General features: G+C 69.3%; 15 protein-coding genes and 1 pseudogene. 9 read left to right on the top strand and 7 right to left on the bottom strand.

Annotated features, from left to right (window positions below; genetic code table 11):
- The coding region (locus tag ACZ58V_RS40485; protein ID WP_471296404.1) for a transposase at positions 1 to 122 on the bottom strand (122 nt) is incomplete at its 3' end.
- Positions 123 to 182: 60 nt separating this feature from the next.
- Here ACZ58V_RS40485 and ACZ58V_RS40490 point away from each other — a divergent pair.
- Positions 183 to 680 (top strand): DUF4158 domain-containing protein, encoded by a 498-nt coding sequence (locus ACZ58V_RS40490; protein ID WP_471296309.1) that lies wholly within the window; start codon positions 183 to 185, stop codon positions 678 to 680.
- Between the two features lie 668 nt (positions 681 to 1,348).
- Here ACZ58V_RS40490 and ACZ58V_RS40495 read toward each other — a convergent pair.
- On the bottom strand, positions 1,349 to 1,771 hold the full coding sequence (locus ACZ58V_RS40495; protein WP_468198496.1) for a GlcG/HbpS family heme-binding protein: 423 nt from the start codon (positions 1,769 to 1,771) through the stop codon (positions 1,349 to 1,351).
- 124 nt (positions 1,772 to 1,895) lie between these two features.
- On the bottom strand, positions 1,896 to 2,537 hold the full coding sequence (locus ACZ58V_RS40500; protein WP_468198494.1) for a TetR/AcrR family transcriptional regulator: 642 nt from the start codon (positions 2,535 to 2,537) through the stop codon (positions 1,896 to 1,898).
- Positions 2,538 to 2,830: 293 nt separating this feature from the next.
- Between ACZ58V_RS40500 and ACZ58V_RS40505 the strand changes: the two genes are divergently transcribed.
- The 7 genes from ACZ58V_RS40505 to ACZ58V_RS40535 all read left to right on the top strand — a co-directional run bounded on the left by ACZ58V_RS40505 (position 2,831) and on the right by ACZ58V_RS40535 (position 9,794).
- Positions 2,831 to 4,126 (top strand): Rieske 2Fe-2S domain-containing protein, encoded by a 1,296-nt coding sequence (locus tag ACZ58V_RS40505; RefSeq protein ID WP_471296313.1) that lies wholly within the window; start codon positions 2,831 to 2,833, stop codon positions 4,124 to 4,126.
- 9 nt (positions 4,127 to 4,135) lie between these two features.
- The gene (locus ACZ58V_RS40510) at positions 4,136 to 5,098 is read left to right on the top strand and encodes a PDR/VanB family oxidoreductase (RefSeq protein ID WP_471296316.1); all 963 of its coding nucleotides are present in this window, start codon (positions 4,136 to 4,138) and stop codon (positions 5,096 to 5,098) included.
- Positions 5,095 to 5,499 carry a nuclear transport factor 2 family protein gene (locus ACZ58V_RS40515; RefSeq protein WP_471296318.1) on the top strand — a complete coding sequence of 135 codons (405 nt, stop codon included), beginning with the start codon at positions 5,095 to 5,097 and terminating at the stop codon, positions 5,497 to 5,499. The genes ACZ58V_RS40510 and ACZ58V_RS40515 overlap by 4 nt, the downstream gene beginning before the upstream one ends.
- Positions 5,500 to 5,666: 167 nt before the next feature.
- Entirely contained in the window at positions 5,667 to 7,157 is a 1,491-nt protein-coding gene (locus ACZ58V_RS40520; RefSeq protein ID WP_471296321.1) for an aldehyde dehydrogenase, read from the top strand.
- Positions 7,158 to 7,189: 32 nt separating this feature from the next.
- Positions 7,190 to 7,786: a nuclear transport factor 2 family protein gene (locus ACZ58V_RS40525; RefSeq protein ID WP_468198482.1), complete on the top strand. Its 597-nt coding sequence runs from the start codon at positions 7,190 to 7,192 to the stop codon at positions 7,784 to 7,786.
- The gene (locus ACZ58V_RS40530) at positions 7,786 to 8,841 is read left to right on the top strand and encodes a maleylacetate reductase (RefSeq protein WP_468198480.1); all 1,056 of its coding nucleotides are present in this window, start codon (positions 7,786 to 7,788) and stop codon (positions 8,839 to 8,841) included. The genes ACZ58V_RS40525 and ACZ58V_RS40530 overlap by 1 nt, the downstream gene beginning before the upstream one ends.
- A 14-nt stretch (positions 8,842 to 8,855) precedes the next feature.
- On the top strand, positions 8,856 to 9,794 hold the full coding sequence (locus ACZ58V_RS40535) for an intradiol ring-cleavage dioxygenase (RefSeq protein ID WP_471296323.1): 939 nt from the start codon (positions 8,856 to 8,858) through the stop codon (positions 9,792 to 9,794).
- Positions 9,795 to 9,838: 44 nt separating this feature from the next.
- Here the strand turns inward: ACZ58V_RS40535 and ACZ58V_RS40540 are convergent, their stop codons facing one another.
- On the bottom strand, positions 9,839 to 10,513 hold the full coding sequence (locus ACZ58V_RS40540) for a TetR/AcrR family transcriptional regulator (protein ID WP_468198476.1): 675 nt from the start codon (positions 10,511 to 10,513) through the stop codon (positions 9,839 to 9,841).
- A 316-nt stretch (positions 10,514 to 10,829) separates the two neighbouring features.
- Here ACZ58V_RS40540 and ACZ58V_RS40545 point away from each other — a divergent pair, with 316 nt between their 5' ends.
- Positions 10,830 to 11,909 carry a lipocalin family protein gene (locus ACZ58V_RS40545; protein WP_471296326.1) on the top strand — a complete coding sequence of 360 codons (1,080 nt, stop codon included), beginning with the start codon at positions 10,830 to 10,832 and terminating at the stop codon, positions 11,907 to 11,909.
- Between the two features lie 571 nt (positions 11,910 to 12,480).
- Here the strand turns inward: ACZ58V_RS40545 and ACZ58V_RS40550 are convergent.
- From ACZ58V_RS40550 to ACZ58V_RS40560, 3 genes and pseudogenes are all read right to left on the bottom strand, one after another.
- Entirely contained in the window at positions 12,481 to 12,771 is a 291-nt protein-coding gene (locus tag ACZ58V_RS40550) for an SDR family NAD(P)-dependent oxidoreductase (protein WP_471296407.1), read from the bottom strand.
- Positions 12,772 to 12,820: 49 nt separating this feature from the next.
- Positions 12,821 to 13,300: pseudogene (locus ACZ58V_RS40555) on the bottom strand (SDR family NAD(P)-dependent oxidoreductase); the annotation flags it as partial.
- A gap of 46 nt (positions 13,301 to 13,346) precedes the next feature.
- The gene (locus ACZ58V_RS40560; protein WP_471296329.1) at positions 13,347 to 15,107 is read right to left on the bottom strand and encodes a thiamine pyrophosphate-binding protein; all 1,761 of its coding nucleotides are present in this window, start codon (positions 15,105 to 15,107) and stop codon (positions 13,347 to 13,349) included.
- Positions 15,108 to 15,207 lie beyond the last annotated feature (100 nt).

Genomic DNA, 15,207 nt, shown 5'->3' on the forward strand with positions numbered 1-15,207 from the left:
TGGAACTTGAAGGCGATGGCGTCGATCACCTCGCGGTGATCCCTCCACCGGCCACCCCGTTTCGGCGTCCGGTCCGGGAGTAACGGCTCGATCCGCGCCCACTGCGCGTCAGTCAACGGCACACCCGGACCAACGACCGGCTGATCCAAGCGAAACTGCCTAGTCGTCGAACCTCGCCGGCAGTGGGCATCGAGGACTTCTCGGTGCTGAATGCGTACGGCCAACAGCGGTGGAAGACCCGGTTCGAGTACGTAGGGGCGGTGCGCGAACTCCTGGAGTGCACGGAGTTCGCCGAGGCCGAAGCCGAGTTGCGGCTGTGGGTGGACGCGGGGGCCCAGACGACCGGGGTGGGCCCGAAGGCCATGTTCGACGCGTCCGTGGGGTGGCTGCGCGAGCGGTGCGTGCCGCTGCCAGGGGCGACGACGTCGACGCGGCTGGTCGCCTGGGTACGGGCGGCGGCGAACCAGCGACTGTGGGACACCACGGACTGCCGAGCACCGGTCTCCTTGCCGACGGCACAACCCGAGGCAGGGGTGGCGGAACCGGACCGACTGCGGCGTAGCCCGGTGCGGATCTCCGGGTCGCAGATGAAGCGGGCGCTTGAGTCTGTGGCGGAGATCGCCGCGTTCGGGGTGGGTGAGCCGCACAGGTCCGGAACCGGATGGGCGCACTCGGCCTGATCGTCAACGCCGTCGGCCTCTTCGACACCCGCTGCCCGGACGCCGCAGTGGAGACGGTTGCGGCCGTAGGGTGCTCCGGCGCCCCAGCCGTGGCCTATGAGCACGGCGTCACCGTCGGGCGCCGAGTGCATCGCGCCACGCGTTGGCGTCGGAGGCGAGGGCACCCCCGTCTGGTAGGCGCCGTCAGCGGGACGACCGGGGGCGCGGATCCCCTTATGAAGCGAGCGGCGGCGTGATGGCCCGCGTCGGCAAGGGCCCACAGCAGATGCCGCCAGCGGTGCGCGGTGTACACAAGACCCTGGCCATCTCGACGTGCGATCAGCCGGGCCGACGCCCACTGCTATGCGGCGCCTCGGTGAGTGAATCAGCCCATCAGGACGACGTCACGGCCGCCTGTTTCCGCTTGCTCGCCGACCAGCGCGAGGACCTTCTCATCGGCGGAAGTGAGCTGGTTCAACCGGGGTGGACTCCGGCTCACCTGTCCGCGTGGGCAGCGCCCTGACCGCATCGGCCCGGGGCCCCATCCCCGCAAGAGACAGTCGCGCGACGCGGGATCACGCACACCGGCCGGCGCCCGGAAACCAGCCACACCCACGGGTCACAACGGCGGCAGCGGCCCTCGACCCAGCCGCCTCGCCGACCAGGCGGCAGCCCTGCGCGACACCGACCTACGCGACGATCTTCGCAACGGAATCGCGAGCCTGCTGCGCGATGCGGTCGTCCGTGGTGTCGTCCGCCCCGCCCACACCGATGGCGCCGATGACCTCTCCGTCAGCCGTCACGATCGGCACGCCGCCGGCGACCGGCAGAAGGTTGGAATCGACCAGGTGAGGAGGCGCCACCCGCATCTGCGGGGATGCCGCGAAGGCCGCGAACTTGGCCGTCGGGACACCGCTCACGGCCGAGGTGTAGGCCTTGCGTCGCGCGGTCTCCACTCCGAGGAGTCCCACGCCGTCGTCACTGAGGAGAACCTTCGTGACACCACTTCGGTTGACCACGACAGCGCACACCTTGTGCCCCTCGGCCCTCCCTGCTTCCAGCGCGGCGAGTGCGGCGCCGTGCGCGATCTCGTAGCTGAGCGGCTCTCGCATGGAGCGGTTCCTTCCCTTGCCGACCGGAAGGTCAACCGGCCGCCTTCCGTGAAGTCCGCTCAGTATGTAGCCGCCGGACACAAATGTGAAGTGGGGATCGCATTCGCGTCTGATGGCCCAAAGCTCACTGCGCCGGTGCGCCGAGCAGGTACAGGCAGGCGACGTTCACCAACTCCTCGGTGAGCTGACGCCACGTCAGCGGCCGGTCGGACTCGAACAGTTCGCCGTACAGCACGCGGTTCTGACAGGTCCCGTAGATCAGGCGATAGACGACATCCACGCGCGCCTCCGGCTCCGGCGCGTCGATCATCGACAGGATCGGCTCCAGGAACTGCCGGAAGACACGGGCGGCGTCGATGGCGGCCTCGGAGCCAACCCTGGCCACCGCGGAATCGGTGGCGCCCGCGGCCAGGAAGACGCGCATCAGGCGCTCGTGCGCTTGATACGTCTCGGTGAGTCCGGCGACCGCGGAGGCGACCAGCGCGGCCGGATCGGTGCGCAGCGGAGTGAAGCGGCGGATGATGTCGGCGCGGAACTGGTCGATCATGTCGTGCTGCAAGGCCGCAATCAGACGATCCTTGTCGCCGAACCGCCGATAGACGCTGCCCACCGAGACGCCCGCCCGGGAAGCGACGGCCGCGACGGTGAGCGCTTCGGTGCCGCCCTCTTCGAGCAGGGCCGTGCCCGCCTGAAGGATCCGCTGCTGGGTCAGTCGGCTGCGCGCCTGCTGCGCCGGCGGCAGATCGAGCGACGGTTCAGTACTCACCGCACCAGCGTATACGCCGCCAACATCCCCTCCGGCAGCCCCCGCACGCGCCCCCGTCGGACCCTGACGAGCGGTGCACCTGGTCGCCCTTCCGTCCCACCAGGCCTTCCGCCGACCGATCATCTCCCCGACCCACGAGCACCTGAACGTGACCCTTGACGCACGCGCAGGTTAAATGCGAATGTGAATTATCAATTCCATTCGAGGTCGCACACGACGGTGCCCTCGCAGGTCCCCCCACCGCCCTGCATGCTCCATCTGCTGTGCACCCGAGCCGCACGGGAGACAGAACGATGACCACCACTTCAGAGGTCGACACCGGCACGGCCTACGGCCGCCCGAAGCCCTCGTACAACGCCCGCCTGCGTGAGGTCGGGCCCGGTACCCCCATGGGAGAGGCGCTGCGCCGCTACTGGCACCCGGTCGCCAGTTCCGAGACCCTCGTCGCCGGCGCCCTGCCGCAGAAGACCAGGGTGCTGGGCGAGGACCTGGTCGTGTTCCGGGACGGGCAGGGCAAACCCGGTGTCGTGATCGAGCGCTGTACCCACCGCGGCGCCAGCCTCTTCTACGGCCGCGTCGAAGACGACGGCATCCGCTGCTGCTACCACGGCTGGAAGTTCGACGTCCAGGGCCACTGCATCGAGCAGGCCTGCGAGCCGGGCCTGGGACGCAGGCGCGACGCCGCCCGTCAGCCGTGGTACCCCGTCGCGGAGCGCTACGGCCTGGTCTTCGTCTACATGGGCCCGCCCGAGCTCAAGCCCGAACTCCCCCGCTACGACGCGCTGGAGAACCCCGCCGAGGACGAGAAGTACTTCGCCAGCTGGCCGGTCCCGCACGCGGCTGTCCTCGGCATGCCGACGGACTTCAGCTGGCTCAACATCTACGAGAACTCCGCCGACCCGACGCACGTCACCTGGCTCCACTCCACGCACAGCGGATACCAGATGCTGGGCACCGGCACCTTCGGCTACCCGGAGAACTTCTTCGACCCGGCCACCATCGCCGAGCGCCTGACGTACGAGCGCACCGCTCACGGCGTGAAGTACACCCAGCGGTTCGAAATGGAGGGCGAGGACGGCGAGGTCACCGAGTACGGCTTCGCGGTCGATCAACACCTTCCCAATGTCTTCGGCCTGCCGGACTACGTGAAGCCCACGCCCGACGGACGGGCGGACCAGTTGCTGTGGGTCGTGCCCTCCGACGACACCAGCCACCGGCTCTTCTTCTCGATCCGCACGAACGACCCCGAGCGCATGGTCCGCTTCGTCATCGGCATCACGCAGGACGGCAAGCAGAACCACGAGCTCACCGACGAGGAGCGCCAGAGGTTCCCGGGCGACACGGAGGCCCAGGGCTCGCAGGGGGCGATCACCCTGGACTCCGAGGAGACCCTGGCCACCGGGGACCGCGGCGTTGTCATGCTGCGTCGCATGCTTCTGACGATGGCCGACGATGTCGAGGCCGGGCGCGATCCGATCAACATCATCCGCGACGCGTCGGAGGTCCACCACGTCGAGACCGGCCTGTTCAACCTCGGCAAGCGCTCCGAGGGCGACGACGCCGCGGCCCAGGCCACCGCCGGCGTCTGAGCAACAACGATGAGCAATGAGTGGTTCGAGACCATCGTGGTCGCCCGGCACGACGCGACTGCCCGGATCGTGGTGCTCGACCTGGTCAGTCCTGACGGCTTCGAGCTCCCGGAGTTCGCCGCCGGCGCCCATGTCGACGTAGCGGTGGAGGGTGGCGCCGGGCTGGTCCGCCAGTACTCCCTGTGCGGGCCGCCGCACGACCTCACCCGATACCGGCTGGCCGTGCTGGCCGAGACGGAGTCGCGCGGCGGCTCGCTGGGGATGCACCGGCTCCGCGAGGGCGACAGGCTGCGGATCTCCCCTCCGCGCAACAGGTTCGGCGTATCGGACGAGGCACGTCGCCATCTGCTGGTGGCCGGCGGGATCGGCGTCACACCCCTGCTGGCCATGGCGCACGCGCTCGAAGCCAGGGGCGCGGACTACGAGTTGCACTACTGCACTCGGAGCCGGGCGGATTCCGCGTTCCTCGACGAGCTGGAGCACAACCCCCGCGTTCGGCTCCACTTCGACGACGGCCCGGACGACCAGCGGTTCAGCATCGCCACCGACATCGGCCGGCCCGACCCCGAGACGGCGATCTACGTCTGCGGTCCCGGGGGCTTCATGGACTTCGTGATCTCCTCCGCACTCGGAGCGGGATGGCCTGCCGAAGCGATCCACAAGGAGCGCTTCGCACCGGTGGCGGACACCGCCGAGCACACGGCCGGCGGGACGTTCGCCGTGCGGCTCGCCAAGTCCGGCGGCGAGTACGAGGTCAAGGACGGCGAGAGCGTCCTCGACGTCCTGCTCGCGGGCGGCGTCGACGCCCCGTACTCGTGCCAGCAGGGGATCTGCGGCGAGTGCATCGTGCGCGTACTCGCCGGAGAGCCCGACCACCGAGACGACATCCTGACCGACCGTGAACGCGCGGACGGCATGTTCACCACGTGCTCGTCGCGAGCACACTCACCGATTCTGGAGCTGGACCTATGACATCCGCGTCCACCGCGAACGCCGAAGCCGTCGAGGCGATCAAGCAGGCAGAGGCCGCATGGCTCGCCGCTCTCGTCGAGGGCGAGAAGGCGTTGATCCCCCTCATGCTCGAGGACAGCCGCGTCGTCCATGGCCCCGTCGGGATGGTCGACGACCGGGAGACCTGGGCCCACTTCCATGTGACCCGCCGCCGCTCCGTCGCCGCGAAGGCCACGGAGCTCGAGATCACGGTGCGGGGCAACACCGCGATCACCACGTGCTTCCACGAGATGTCCACCCTCCTCGACGAGAACCTCGCGCCGTTCCCGATGCAGGAGGTGGTGACGAAGGTCTGGGAGGAGACCGCGGAGGGCTGGCGCCTGGCGCACATGGTCATGGGCAGGCGTTTCCCGCCGGTCTGACGTCCCGGAAGGCCGACGGCCACAATCCTCACGCCGCTGTTCGATGAATGGACAACGTCGTTCAGAGTCTGCCGCCGGTCATGGAGTGTTCGACTACATGGTTCGTGCGGCGATCGCCATGCATGGTTCATGCGGCGATCGCCGCTGTCGTGGAAGTGAGGCACCACATGTCAGCCACTGAGATCGAGGCACCCGCATCCGGCGCGGTCCGGACCAGTGACCTCTTCATCGCGGGCAAGGCCGTCGCGGCCAGGGACGGCCGCTACTTCGAGACGACCGAGGCCCTGACCGGCGAACCGATCGCACGGGTCGCCGCGGCCTCCGTCGAGGATGTCAACCTCGCGGTGGACGCGGCGGCGGCCGCCCTTCCGGAGTGGTCGAACCTCCCGCCGGCCGCACGCCGGTCGGTTCTGGAGCGTGCGGCCGTGCTGCTCGGCGAGCGCACCGACGACATCGTCGCCACGATGAGCCGCGAGATGGGCGCCACCCTCCCCTGGTGCGGCTTCAACGTGCACGTCGCGAAGGGCATGCTCGTCGAGGCGGCGGCCCAGGCCTACGCGGCCGTCGGCGAGGTCATCCCGTCGGACGTGCCCGGCCTGACCGCCCTCGGCGTGCGTCAGCCGGTCGGCGTCGTCGTCGGCATCGCACCGTGGAACGCGCCGCTGATCCTCGGCGTACGCTCCATAGTCTGGCCACTGGTGTGGGGCAACACCGTGGTGCTGAAGTCCTCCGAGCAGACCCCGCTCACCCAGGCCGCCATCGTCCAGGTGCTGCACGACGCCGGTGTGCCCGCCGGCGCGGTCAACCTCATCAGCAACGCGCCCGAGGACGGTCCGGCCGTCGTCGAGGCCCTGATCGCCCACCGTGCCGTCACGCGCGTGAACTTCACCGGATCGAGCCGTGTCGGCCGTATCATCGGCGAACTCGGCGGTCGCCACCTCACCCGTGTCGTGCTCGAACTCGGTGGCAAGGCGCCCTTCCTGGTGCTCCCCGACGCCGATCTGGAGGAGGCCGCCGCGGCGGCAAGCTTCGGTGCCTTCATGAACCAGGGCGAGATCTGTATGTCGACCGAACGCGTCATCGTCGACAGAACGGTCGCCGACGACCTCTCCTCCCGGCTGGCCGAGCGTGCCGCCAAGCTGGTCGTCGGACCCCCGAGCGACCCCACCTCACAGATCGGTCCGCTGGTCCACGCCGCCGCCCGCGACCACGTGGTCGCGTTGATCGAGGACGCCCGCGCCAAGGGAGCGCGGGTCCTGGCCGGCGGCACGGCCGACGGCCTGTTCGTGCGGCCCACCGTGCTGCGCGGGGTCACGCCTGACATGCGTATCTACACCGAGGAGACCTTCGGACCGGTGGTCTCGATCATCGAGGTCGATTCGACCGACGAAGCCGTCGAGGTCGCCAACGACACCGAGTACGGACTCTCCGCCGCGGTCTTCGGCAAGGACGCGGCCGCCGCACTCGACGTGGCCCGCCGGATCAGGTCCGGCATCTGCCACATCAACGGCGCCACCGTGCACGACGAACCCCAGATGCCCTTCGGCGGTGTCGGCGCCAGCGGCTGGGGCCGGTTCGGGTCCCGCGCCGCGCTGGAGGAGTTCACCGAGCTGCGCTGGATCACCATCCAGTCCGGATCCCGCCACTACCCCATCTGACCTGCACGACGAGATCGATCGGAGATCGAACCATGTCGCAGGCCGACGACGACCGCCACGAGATCCGGCGGCTGACCGAGAACTGGGCGCTGTGGCGCGACGCCGGAGACTGGGACCGCTTCGCCACGGTCTGGCATCCGCGCGACGGCTGGATGAACGCCACCTGGTTCCAGGGAAGCGCCACCGACTTCATCAAGGCCAGTCGTGAGGGCTTCGAGAACGGCGTCAGCATCCTCCACTTCCTCGGTGGCCACACCGCGGACATCGTCGGCGACCGGGCCGTCGCCCAGACGAAGATGACCATCAACCAGCGAGCGAGCGTCGACGGCGTCGAGGTCGACGTCGTCTGCACCGGCCGCTTCTACGACTTCCTCGCCCGCCACGAGGGTCACTGGACCCTCGTGCGCCGGCAGCCGATCTACGAGAAGGACCGGCTCGACGTCGTGGATCCCGCTGCCTCCCTGGCGTTGGATCCCGAGCTCCTGAACCGGTTCCCGACCGGCTACCGGCACTTGGCATACCTGCAGACCAAGGCGGGTTTCACGGTGAAGGACGGGCTTCCCGGCCTCACCGGCACCGCCGTCGAGCAGCTCTACGGCGAAGGCAAGCAATGGCTGGCGGAGGCCTGATGAGATTCACCCACCAAACCCTTCCCCAGCGGGTGGTGTTCGCGGCCGGGGACTCACCCGCCGCCGTGGCGGCGGAGGTCGAGGCGCTCGGCGGCTCCAAGGTCATGCTGATCGCGTCGGACCGCGAGAAGGAGCTGGCCGACCCGATCGCCAAGGAGATCCCGGTCGTACTGCGTCACGAGGAGGTCGTGATGCACGTACCGGTCGAGGTCGCGGCCCGAGCCCTCCAGGCCGCGGCCGGCGCGGGAGCGGACGTCCTGGTCAGCGTCGGCGGCGGCTCGACCACGGGTCTGGCCAAGGCGGTGGCGATGACCACCGGGCTGCCGATCATCGCGGTACCCACCACCTACGCGGGCTCCGAGGCGACCAACGTGTGGGGTCTGACCGAGGGTGAGACCAAGACCACCGGTGTGGACGACAAGGTGCTGCCCGCGTCGGTCGTCTACGACGCCGCACTGCTCACCACGCTGCCCGGCGAGATGACGGTGGCCAGCGGCCTGAACGCGATGGCGCACTGCGTGGACTCGATGTGGGGCCCGCGTTCCGACCCGATCGACCGGGCGCTGGCGCAGGAGGGCATCCGCGCGCTGGCGACCGGCCTGCCCGCGGTGGCCGACGACTCGACCAGCGTCGAGGGCATCGAGCAGACGCTGTACGGCGCCTACCTCGCCGCTGTCGCGTTCGCCTCGGCCGGTTCGGGGATGCATCACAAGATCTGCCATGTCCTCGGCGGCATGTTCAACCTCCCGCACGCACAGACCCACGCGGTCGTGCTGCCCTACGTGCTGGCCTTCAACGCCCCGCACGCCCCCGAGGCGGAGGCACGTGTCGCCCAGGCCTTCGGCTCCCGGACGGCGAGCGCCGGCCTGGCCGAACTGCGCGAAGTGCTGGACGCGCCGAGGGCGTTGCGCGACTACGGCATGCCTCAGGACGGTATCGCCAAGGCGCTGGGGCCGGTCATGAAGGCGATCCCGGCCGACAATCCCACCCCCGTCACCTATGCGAACCTGACCCTGCTGCTGGAGGCGGCGTGGGCCGGCGACCCGATCAACTGAAGGAAGAGGCCGTCATGGCTACCTACGTCAACCCCGGTTCGGCCCAGACCGGTACGCACGGCGCGATCTACCGCGAGGTGTCGCCGGAGCAGCAGGCGGTCGAGCAGCAGCTCGTCGACAACGTCGTGGCCTCCTTCGGCCTCTGCGCGGACCCGCGGCTGCAGGAACTCATGACCTCCCTGGTCAGGCATCTGCACTCCTTCATCCGCGAGGTCCGGCTGACCGAGGAGGAGTGGGGGACGGCGATCGACTTCCTTACCAAGGCCGGGCACATCACGGACGAGGTCCGGCAGGAGTTCATCCTGCTGTCCGACACCCTCGGCGCGAGCATGCAGACGATCAACGTCAACAACCAGGCCTACAAGGGCGCCACCGAGGCGACCGTCTTCGGGCCGTTCTTCGTCGAGGACTCCCCCGCGATCGAACTCGGCGGTGACCTGGCCTTCGGTGCCCCCGGCGAGCCGTGCTGGGTGGAGGGCACCGTCACCGACACCGACGGCACCCCGCTCGCCGGCGCGCGGATCGAGGTCTGGGAGGCCGACGAGGACGGGCTGTACGACGTGCAGTACGAGGCCGGCAAGCGCGCCGGCCGGGCGCACCTCTTCTCGGCTGCCGACGGCAGCTACCGCTTCTGGGGCCTCACCCCGACGCCGTACCCCATCCCGAACGACGGCCCCGTCGGCAAGATGCTCGACGCGGTCGGCCGCTCACCGCTGCGCGCCGCCCACCTGCACTTCATGGTGTCCCACGAGGGAGCACGCACGCTGGTGACCCACATCTTCCCCGAGGGCGATCCGATCGGCCGCAAGGACACCGTCTTCGGCGTGAAGGACTCACTGATCAAAAGGTTCGCGCAGCAGCCCGCCGGCACACCCACACCCGACGGCCGCGACATCGACGGCACATGGAGCAGGGTCCGCTTCGACATCGTCCTCGCCCCTACGGGCGTATGACAGGAACTGCCTCTTCGACCGGGGAGGCAGTTCCTGGCGCCGTTTCACACTGACGACCGGCGCTTCGCGTCGCCCGGGGCCAGCAGGCCGTCCACCACCAGTCCGGCCAGGGCCTCCGCCCTGGCGAGACGTTCAGCCTGCGACAGGTGCCCGGGGCGGCCCAGGCGCCGGGCGAAAGGCTCCTGCACCAGCCCGGCCACGGGAGCGATGATGGCGAAGAACAGGACGTCCATCGGGACCCGTGCCATGCGCCCGGACGCCGTCAACCTCTCGATGCTGGGCACGACCAGGGCCAGCGTCGGTTCGATGTAACGCTGGTAGAGGTAGTCCAGCCGCTCGGTGTCCCGCGCGGATTCATCCGCCATCAGCAAGGCCAGGTGCGGTTCGCCGATGTTGACGCGGTAGAACTCCCTGACGAACTGCCGCACCACGTCCTCGTCGCCGCTCCCGGGCGCGGCGGGTGCCATGCGCGTGAGCTGAGACCCGAGCGCGGCGTCCACCACGGCACGCCAGAAGGCCGCCTTGGACCCGTAGCGGTCGTTGATGAAGGTGTGGCTGACCCCGAGACGACGCGCGAGCTCCCGCGCCGACGCCCGGTCGTAGCCCAGCTCCGAGAACGCCTCCAGGCCCCGCAGCAGGACGTCCCGCTCCGCGGGTACCGCGGCGGAATCCGCGCCGGGGCGCCCCGGGCGTCGAGTGGTACTCGACCTGCCTCCCACGTGTCCTCCTCAGTCGGCCGTACGGGCGTGCCCGCCGGTCTGACCAGCGTAGCCGCCCGGATCGGCACATCTGAGCACGGTTGACACCTACCCGACAGCAGATAAACTGACAGCTGTCGGATATTACGTGGGACCGTCCGTACGACGCACCCCGGGACAGTCACCCACACCGTCGGACAACCATTCACCGACCACCCCATCTCCCCGCACAGCGGGTTTCCTCCAACACCTGATCGCATCCGTCGACAGTACGAAACAGTTTCGTTCACAAAAGGGTTCTGTGCATCCGTGCGGAACCTCCGCGCAAGGAGCCATCATGCGTAAGACCACCGCCGGCGCGGCCGCCATCGCCTCCGCGCTCATCGCCTCACTCACCCTCGCCTCAGGAGGACCGGCCACCGCGACGACCGCGGCCGACTCGACCGCGGCGCACCGCACCGCCTCTACGACGGGGCTGACCCAGACCGGCCTCCCGGTCCTCATCGACCCCGCCGCAGGCCTCAGCTACCACCCCGACCAGTCCAACGAGTCCTGGTATGTGACAGCGCACGTGACCGCCGGAGGCCACCGGTACGGGTTCCTGGCCCACTACCTGAACTCCAGCTTCGGCGAGCAGGGAGGCGCCATCTCCAGGGTGTCGATCGTCAACGAGGACACCGGCTGGTACACGAAGTCGGAGATCCCCCTCCCTGCGGGGACGGGCCTTTCCGACAAGCAGGGCGTGGACATCCGCACCGACAACATCACCTGGACCGGCGACGCCAAGGAGATGAAGCTGCGCGCCAAGGTCCCCGAGGGGACCATCGACGTCACGCTGCGCCCCCGCGGAAGCACCCTCTGCAACATGGGAACGGGATACTTCCCCATGTTCGGCGACGCGAAGTACTCGAACTACGAGTACGCCCTGCCCACCGTGGACACCTCCGGGACCCTGACCCTGGGCGGCCGCGCGGAGAGGGTCCGCGGGCAGTCCTGGGTGGACCGCCAGTGGGGACCTCTCCCCAACCTCCCCGCGGGCGAGGGCTCCTGGTCCTGGATGAACCTCAACCTGTCCAACGGCGACAAGGTCAGCGTCTGGAACCAGAAGCGCGACGGCAAGAAGACCGACTTCGCGACCATCCTGAAGCCCGACGGCACCCAGACCGTTGCCGAGGCGACTCTCACGCCCGACCAGTCCACCCTCTGGACCAGCCCGACCACCGGCAAGAAGTACCCCACCCGCTGGAAGGTCACCATCCCCGGCGAGGACGCCAAGCTGAACGTCACCGTCTACGCCGAGGACCAGGAACTGACGGTCCCCTCACCTGGCTACGAAGGCAGCGCCGCCGTCACCGGCACCTACGACCACCGCCCGGTCACCGGCAACACCTACATCGAACTCACCAACGGACAGTAGCCCTCCAGGGCCGCTCAACAACGGCGAACGCTGTGGACGACCCCGGTCGTCCACAGCGTTCGCCTGGGCTTCGCGGGAAGACGCACCGCGTCGCGAACACGAGACCGGTGGCGGGCACGGCTCCATATGGTCAGGCCGGCTGCAACTCCGCGAAGTCGCGCAGAGGCCGCGCCCCGTCCCAGTCGACTGATTCCCGCCCAACGGAAGTGAAGATCCCGCGTGATCCCGTTGTCCTGGACGAGCTCGATCATCCCCGGGGCGTCTTCACCGGTGTCCAGGAAGAGGCCTCGCCCCCTGGGGCCCGGTCGTGAAAACGCACCGACGCTCCGCTCGCCTCGCGACGTTCGACCTCTTCAGACCGAACGCTCGTCGTCGAGGATCTGGACGAGCTCGACCATCATGTCGCCCCGAGAAGGCGAGGCCGATGCCACCAACGCATCCCGGCAGCGAGGTCCGGGACCGCGTACGCGACCTGGATGATGGCGTCGGTCGGCTGGCCGAAGGGAAACTCCGTACTGGTCGTCCTCGCTCGGGTCCGGTGGCGCGGGTGGTGATCGACGGCGGCCGTCCGCTACGTCGGCGGGCGAGTGAAGCCGGTGGCGCCGCCGTCCACCGGGAGGGCCGCGCCGGTGACGTAACCGGCTTCGGACGAGGCCAGGAAGAGCACGGCGTCGGCGAGTTCGTCCGGTTCTCCTTCCCGGAGCATGGGAGTGCTGGCCCTGACCAGCTCCCGGAAGGCCTCGGCTCCGCCGGGCGGAAGGCCCGTCGTGCGGGCGGCGATGTCGGTGTTCATGCCGCCCGGAATGACGATGTTGGCCCTGATTCCCTCGCCGATGACTTCGGCGGCGAGGATGCGTGTCAGGTGCTCCGAGTGCGGCCTTGCTGGCTCCGTAGGCGGCGATTCCCGCGCCGGCCCTTCGGCCGGCTGCCGAGCCGCAGAAGACGACGGCCCCGCCGGGTGCGAGCAAGGGCCTCAGACCCTGCATGAGGAAGAACGAGCCCTTGACGTTGGTGTCGAACACCGTGTCCCAGGTCGCTTCGTCCATGTCGTCGAGGCGCTTGATGCCCGCCTGCCCGGCGTTGGGGAAGGCGGCATCGGCGTGGTCGGCCCGTGCGGCGACCTCCGTGACCGCGGCTTTGATGCCGGCCGACGATGAAAGATCGGCTGCCACGACGATCGTGCCGCCGCCGTTCAGATCGCTCGCGGTCTTCAGCTGGTCCGGGTCCCGCGCGATGATGATCACGCGTGCGCCCTCGCGTGCGAAAGCCCGTGCGGCTGCCAGGCCCAGCCCCCTGCTGCCGCCGGTGACGAGGCAGGCCTTCCCGAGGAAACGCTGACGCCGGTCCTCGACGGCCGGGTCGCGATGTCCGGCGTCAGTCGTGTCGTTCATGGCTCTCCCTCGTGGGGGTCAGGAGTGGGAGATCAGGAGTGGCGGCTCACGCGTCGATCTCGATGCCGCCGAACGGAGCTCCGCCGTTCAGAACACGCTCCTCCGGAGGAATGGGCGCGAGGCTCACGCGTACGTCGATGCACGTCGGTCGGCGTGCCGCGAGGGCGGCCTCGATCGCCGGGCCGAGCTGGTCGAGCTCTGTGACGTCGACGCCGTCCGCACCGAGAGCTCGTGCCACGCCGCTGTAGGAGCCGTTCTCCAGGCGGTTGTTGGTGACGCGGTCCTGTCCGAAGAAGAACTGCTGGGTGTGCAGGGTGGCGCCCCAGGCCTGGTTGTTGAGGACGATCACGACGACCGGGAGTCCCGCGCGGACGAGGGAGTCGAACTCGGCCAGGCTGTAGCCGACAGCACCGTCACCGGTGACCAGGATCGTCGCCTTGTCCGAGGCCGCGTACTGCGCTCCCAGGGCCACGCCGAAGTTGCTCCCCATCGAGCTGAGGTAGCCGTGCCCGAGGTAGTGGGCCAGCGGCGCGAGCGCGATCGTCTCGGAGAGCCACAGCTCGGTCAGGGCGCCGTCGACGACCACGGTGGCGTTGTCGGGGACGCTCTCGGCGATCGTGCGGACAGCGAGGTACGGGTGGATAGCGTCGTCCTCGTGCTCCTCGGTCTCGGCGGCGAGCGCGGATCGCCGGGTGGCCGAGATGTCCCGCAGGGTCGTGAGCCAGGCGTCGCGCCCGGAGGGCACGGGGCTGTCGCCCAGGCGCTCGTTCAGCAGGCCGACCGTGCCGATCGGGTCGGCCTGGATGCCGAGTTCGACATCCTGCAGACGGCCCAGTTCACGGCCGTCGGGGTCGATCTGGAGGATCCGCGCGCTCTTGGGGAGCAGTCGGCCCGTGCCGAACTGGGTGGCAAGTCCGAAGCGCAGCCCGAGCAGCAGGACCAGGTCGGGCCGCTCGTCCTCGGGGACGGTGGCCAGGGTCTGGAGGAGACCGACGTGCTGCTCGGAGCCGACGATCGCGCCGAGCCCCTCCCAGTCGGAGAGGAGGGGCACTCCGGTACGGGCGGCGAACTCGTGCAGCTGTGCCCGTGCCTCGGCGGTGACGAAGGACTTGCCGACCAGCGCGATCGGCCGCTGGGCGGCGCCGATCGCCTCGATGATCCGGTCGACACCGCCGGCGGGGGCGATGCCGGTGCCGTCGCTCTCGACGCGGTAGTCCTCGCTCTCGTCGATGTCGGCCTGCTGGCGCAGGACGTCCCAGGGAATGTCGAGGAGCACCGGACCCTTGGGCTCCGACTGCGCGGTGCGGATCGCCTGGGCGACCAGGCGGGGGATCAGCTCGGTACGGGTGACGCGGTGTGCGAACTTGGTCACCGGGGCCGCCATGGCGACCTGGTCGAATCCGGCCTGCTGGTCGTTGACCTGGTCCATCTCAAGGGGCCCGGAGCCCGTGATGTAGAGGACAGGGGTCCGGTCCAGATGGGCGTTGGCGATGGAGGTCAGGACGTTGGTGAAACCGCCACCGGCCGTGACGACGGCGACCCCCAGGTTGCCGGTGACCCGGGCGTAGCCCTCGGCCGCGTGGCCGGCGTTCACTTCGTGACGCACGTCGACGATCCGAAGCTTGGCGTCCAGGGCGTCTTGGAGGATGCCGTCGATGTGTGCTCCGGGCAGGCCGAAGGCGACGTTGACTCCGGCTCGCTGCAAAGTTCGCACGACGAGCCCACTACCGGTTGCGGGTGCCATTCGGTGATCCGCCCTTCTGGATGTACTCAGGGATTCAACAAAAGTCGGTGGAGACAGGGCCATGTCACGGGCTGTCCGTAGCGGAGTCTCGGGTGTGGCCCGGGGGACTACAACGGCCGTGTTCGTTGGATGGTCAACGCCTTGTTCGACAGGAGAAGGTCGA

Source organism: Streptomyces sp. NPDC040589, assembly GCF_055594445.1.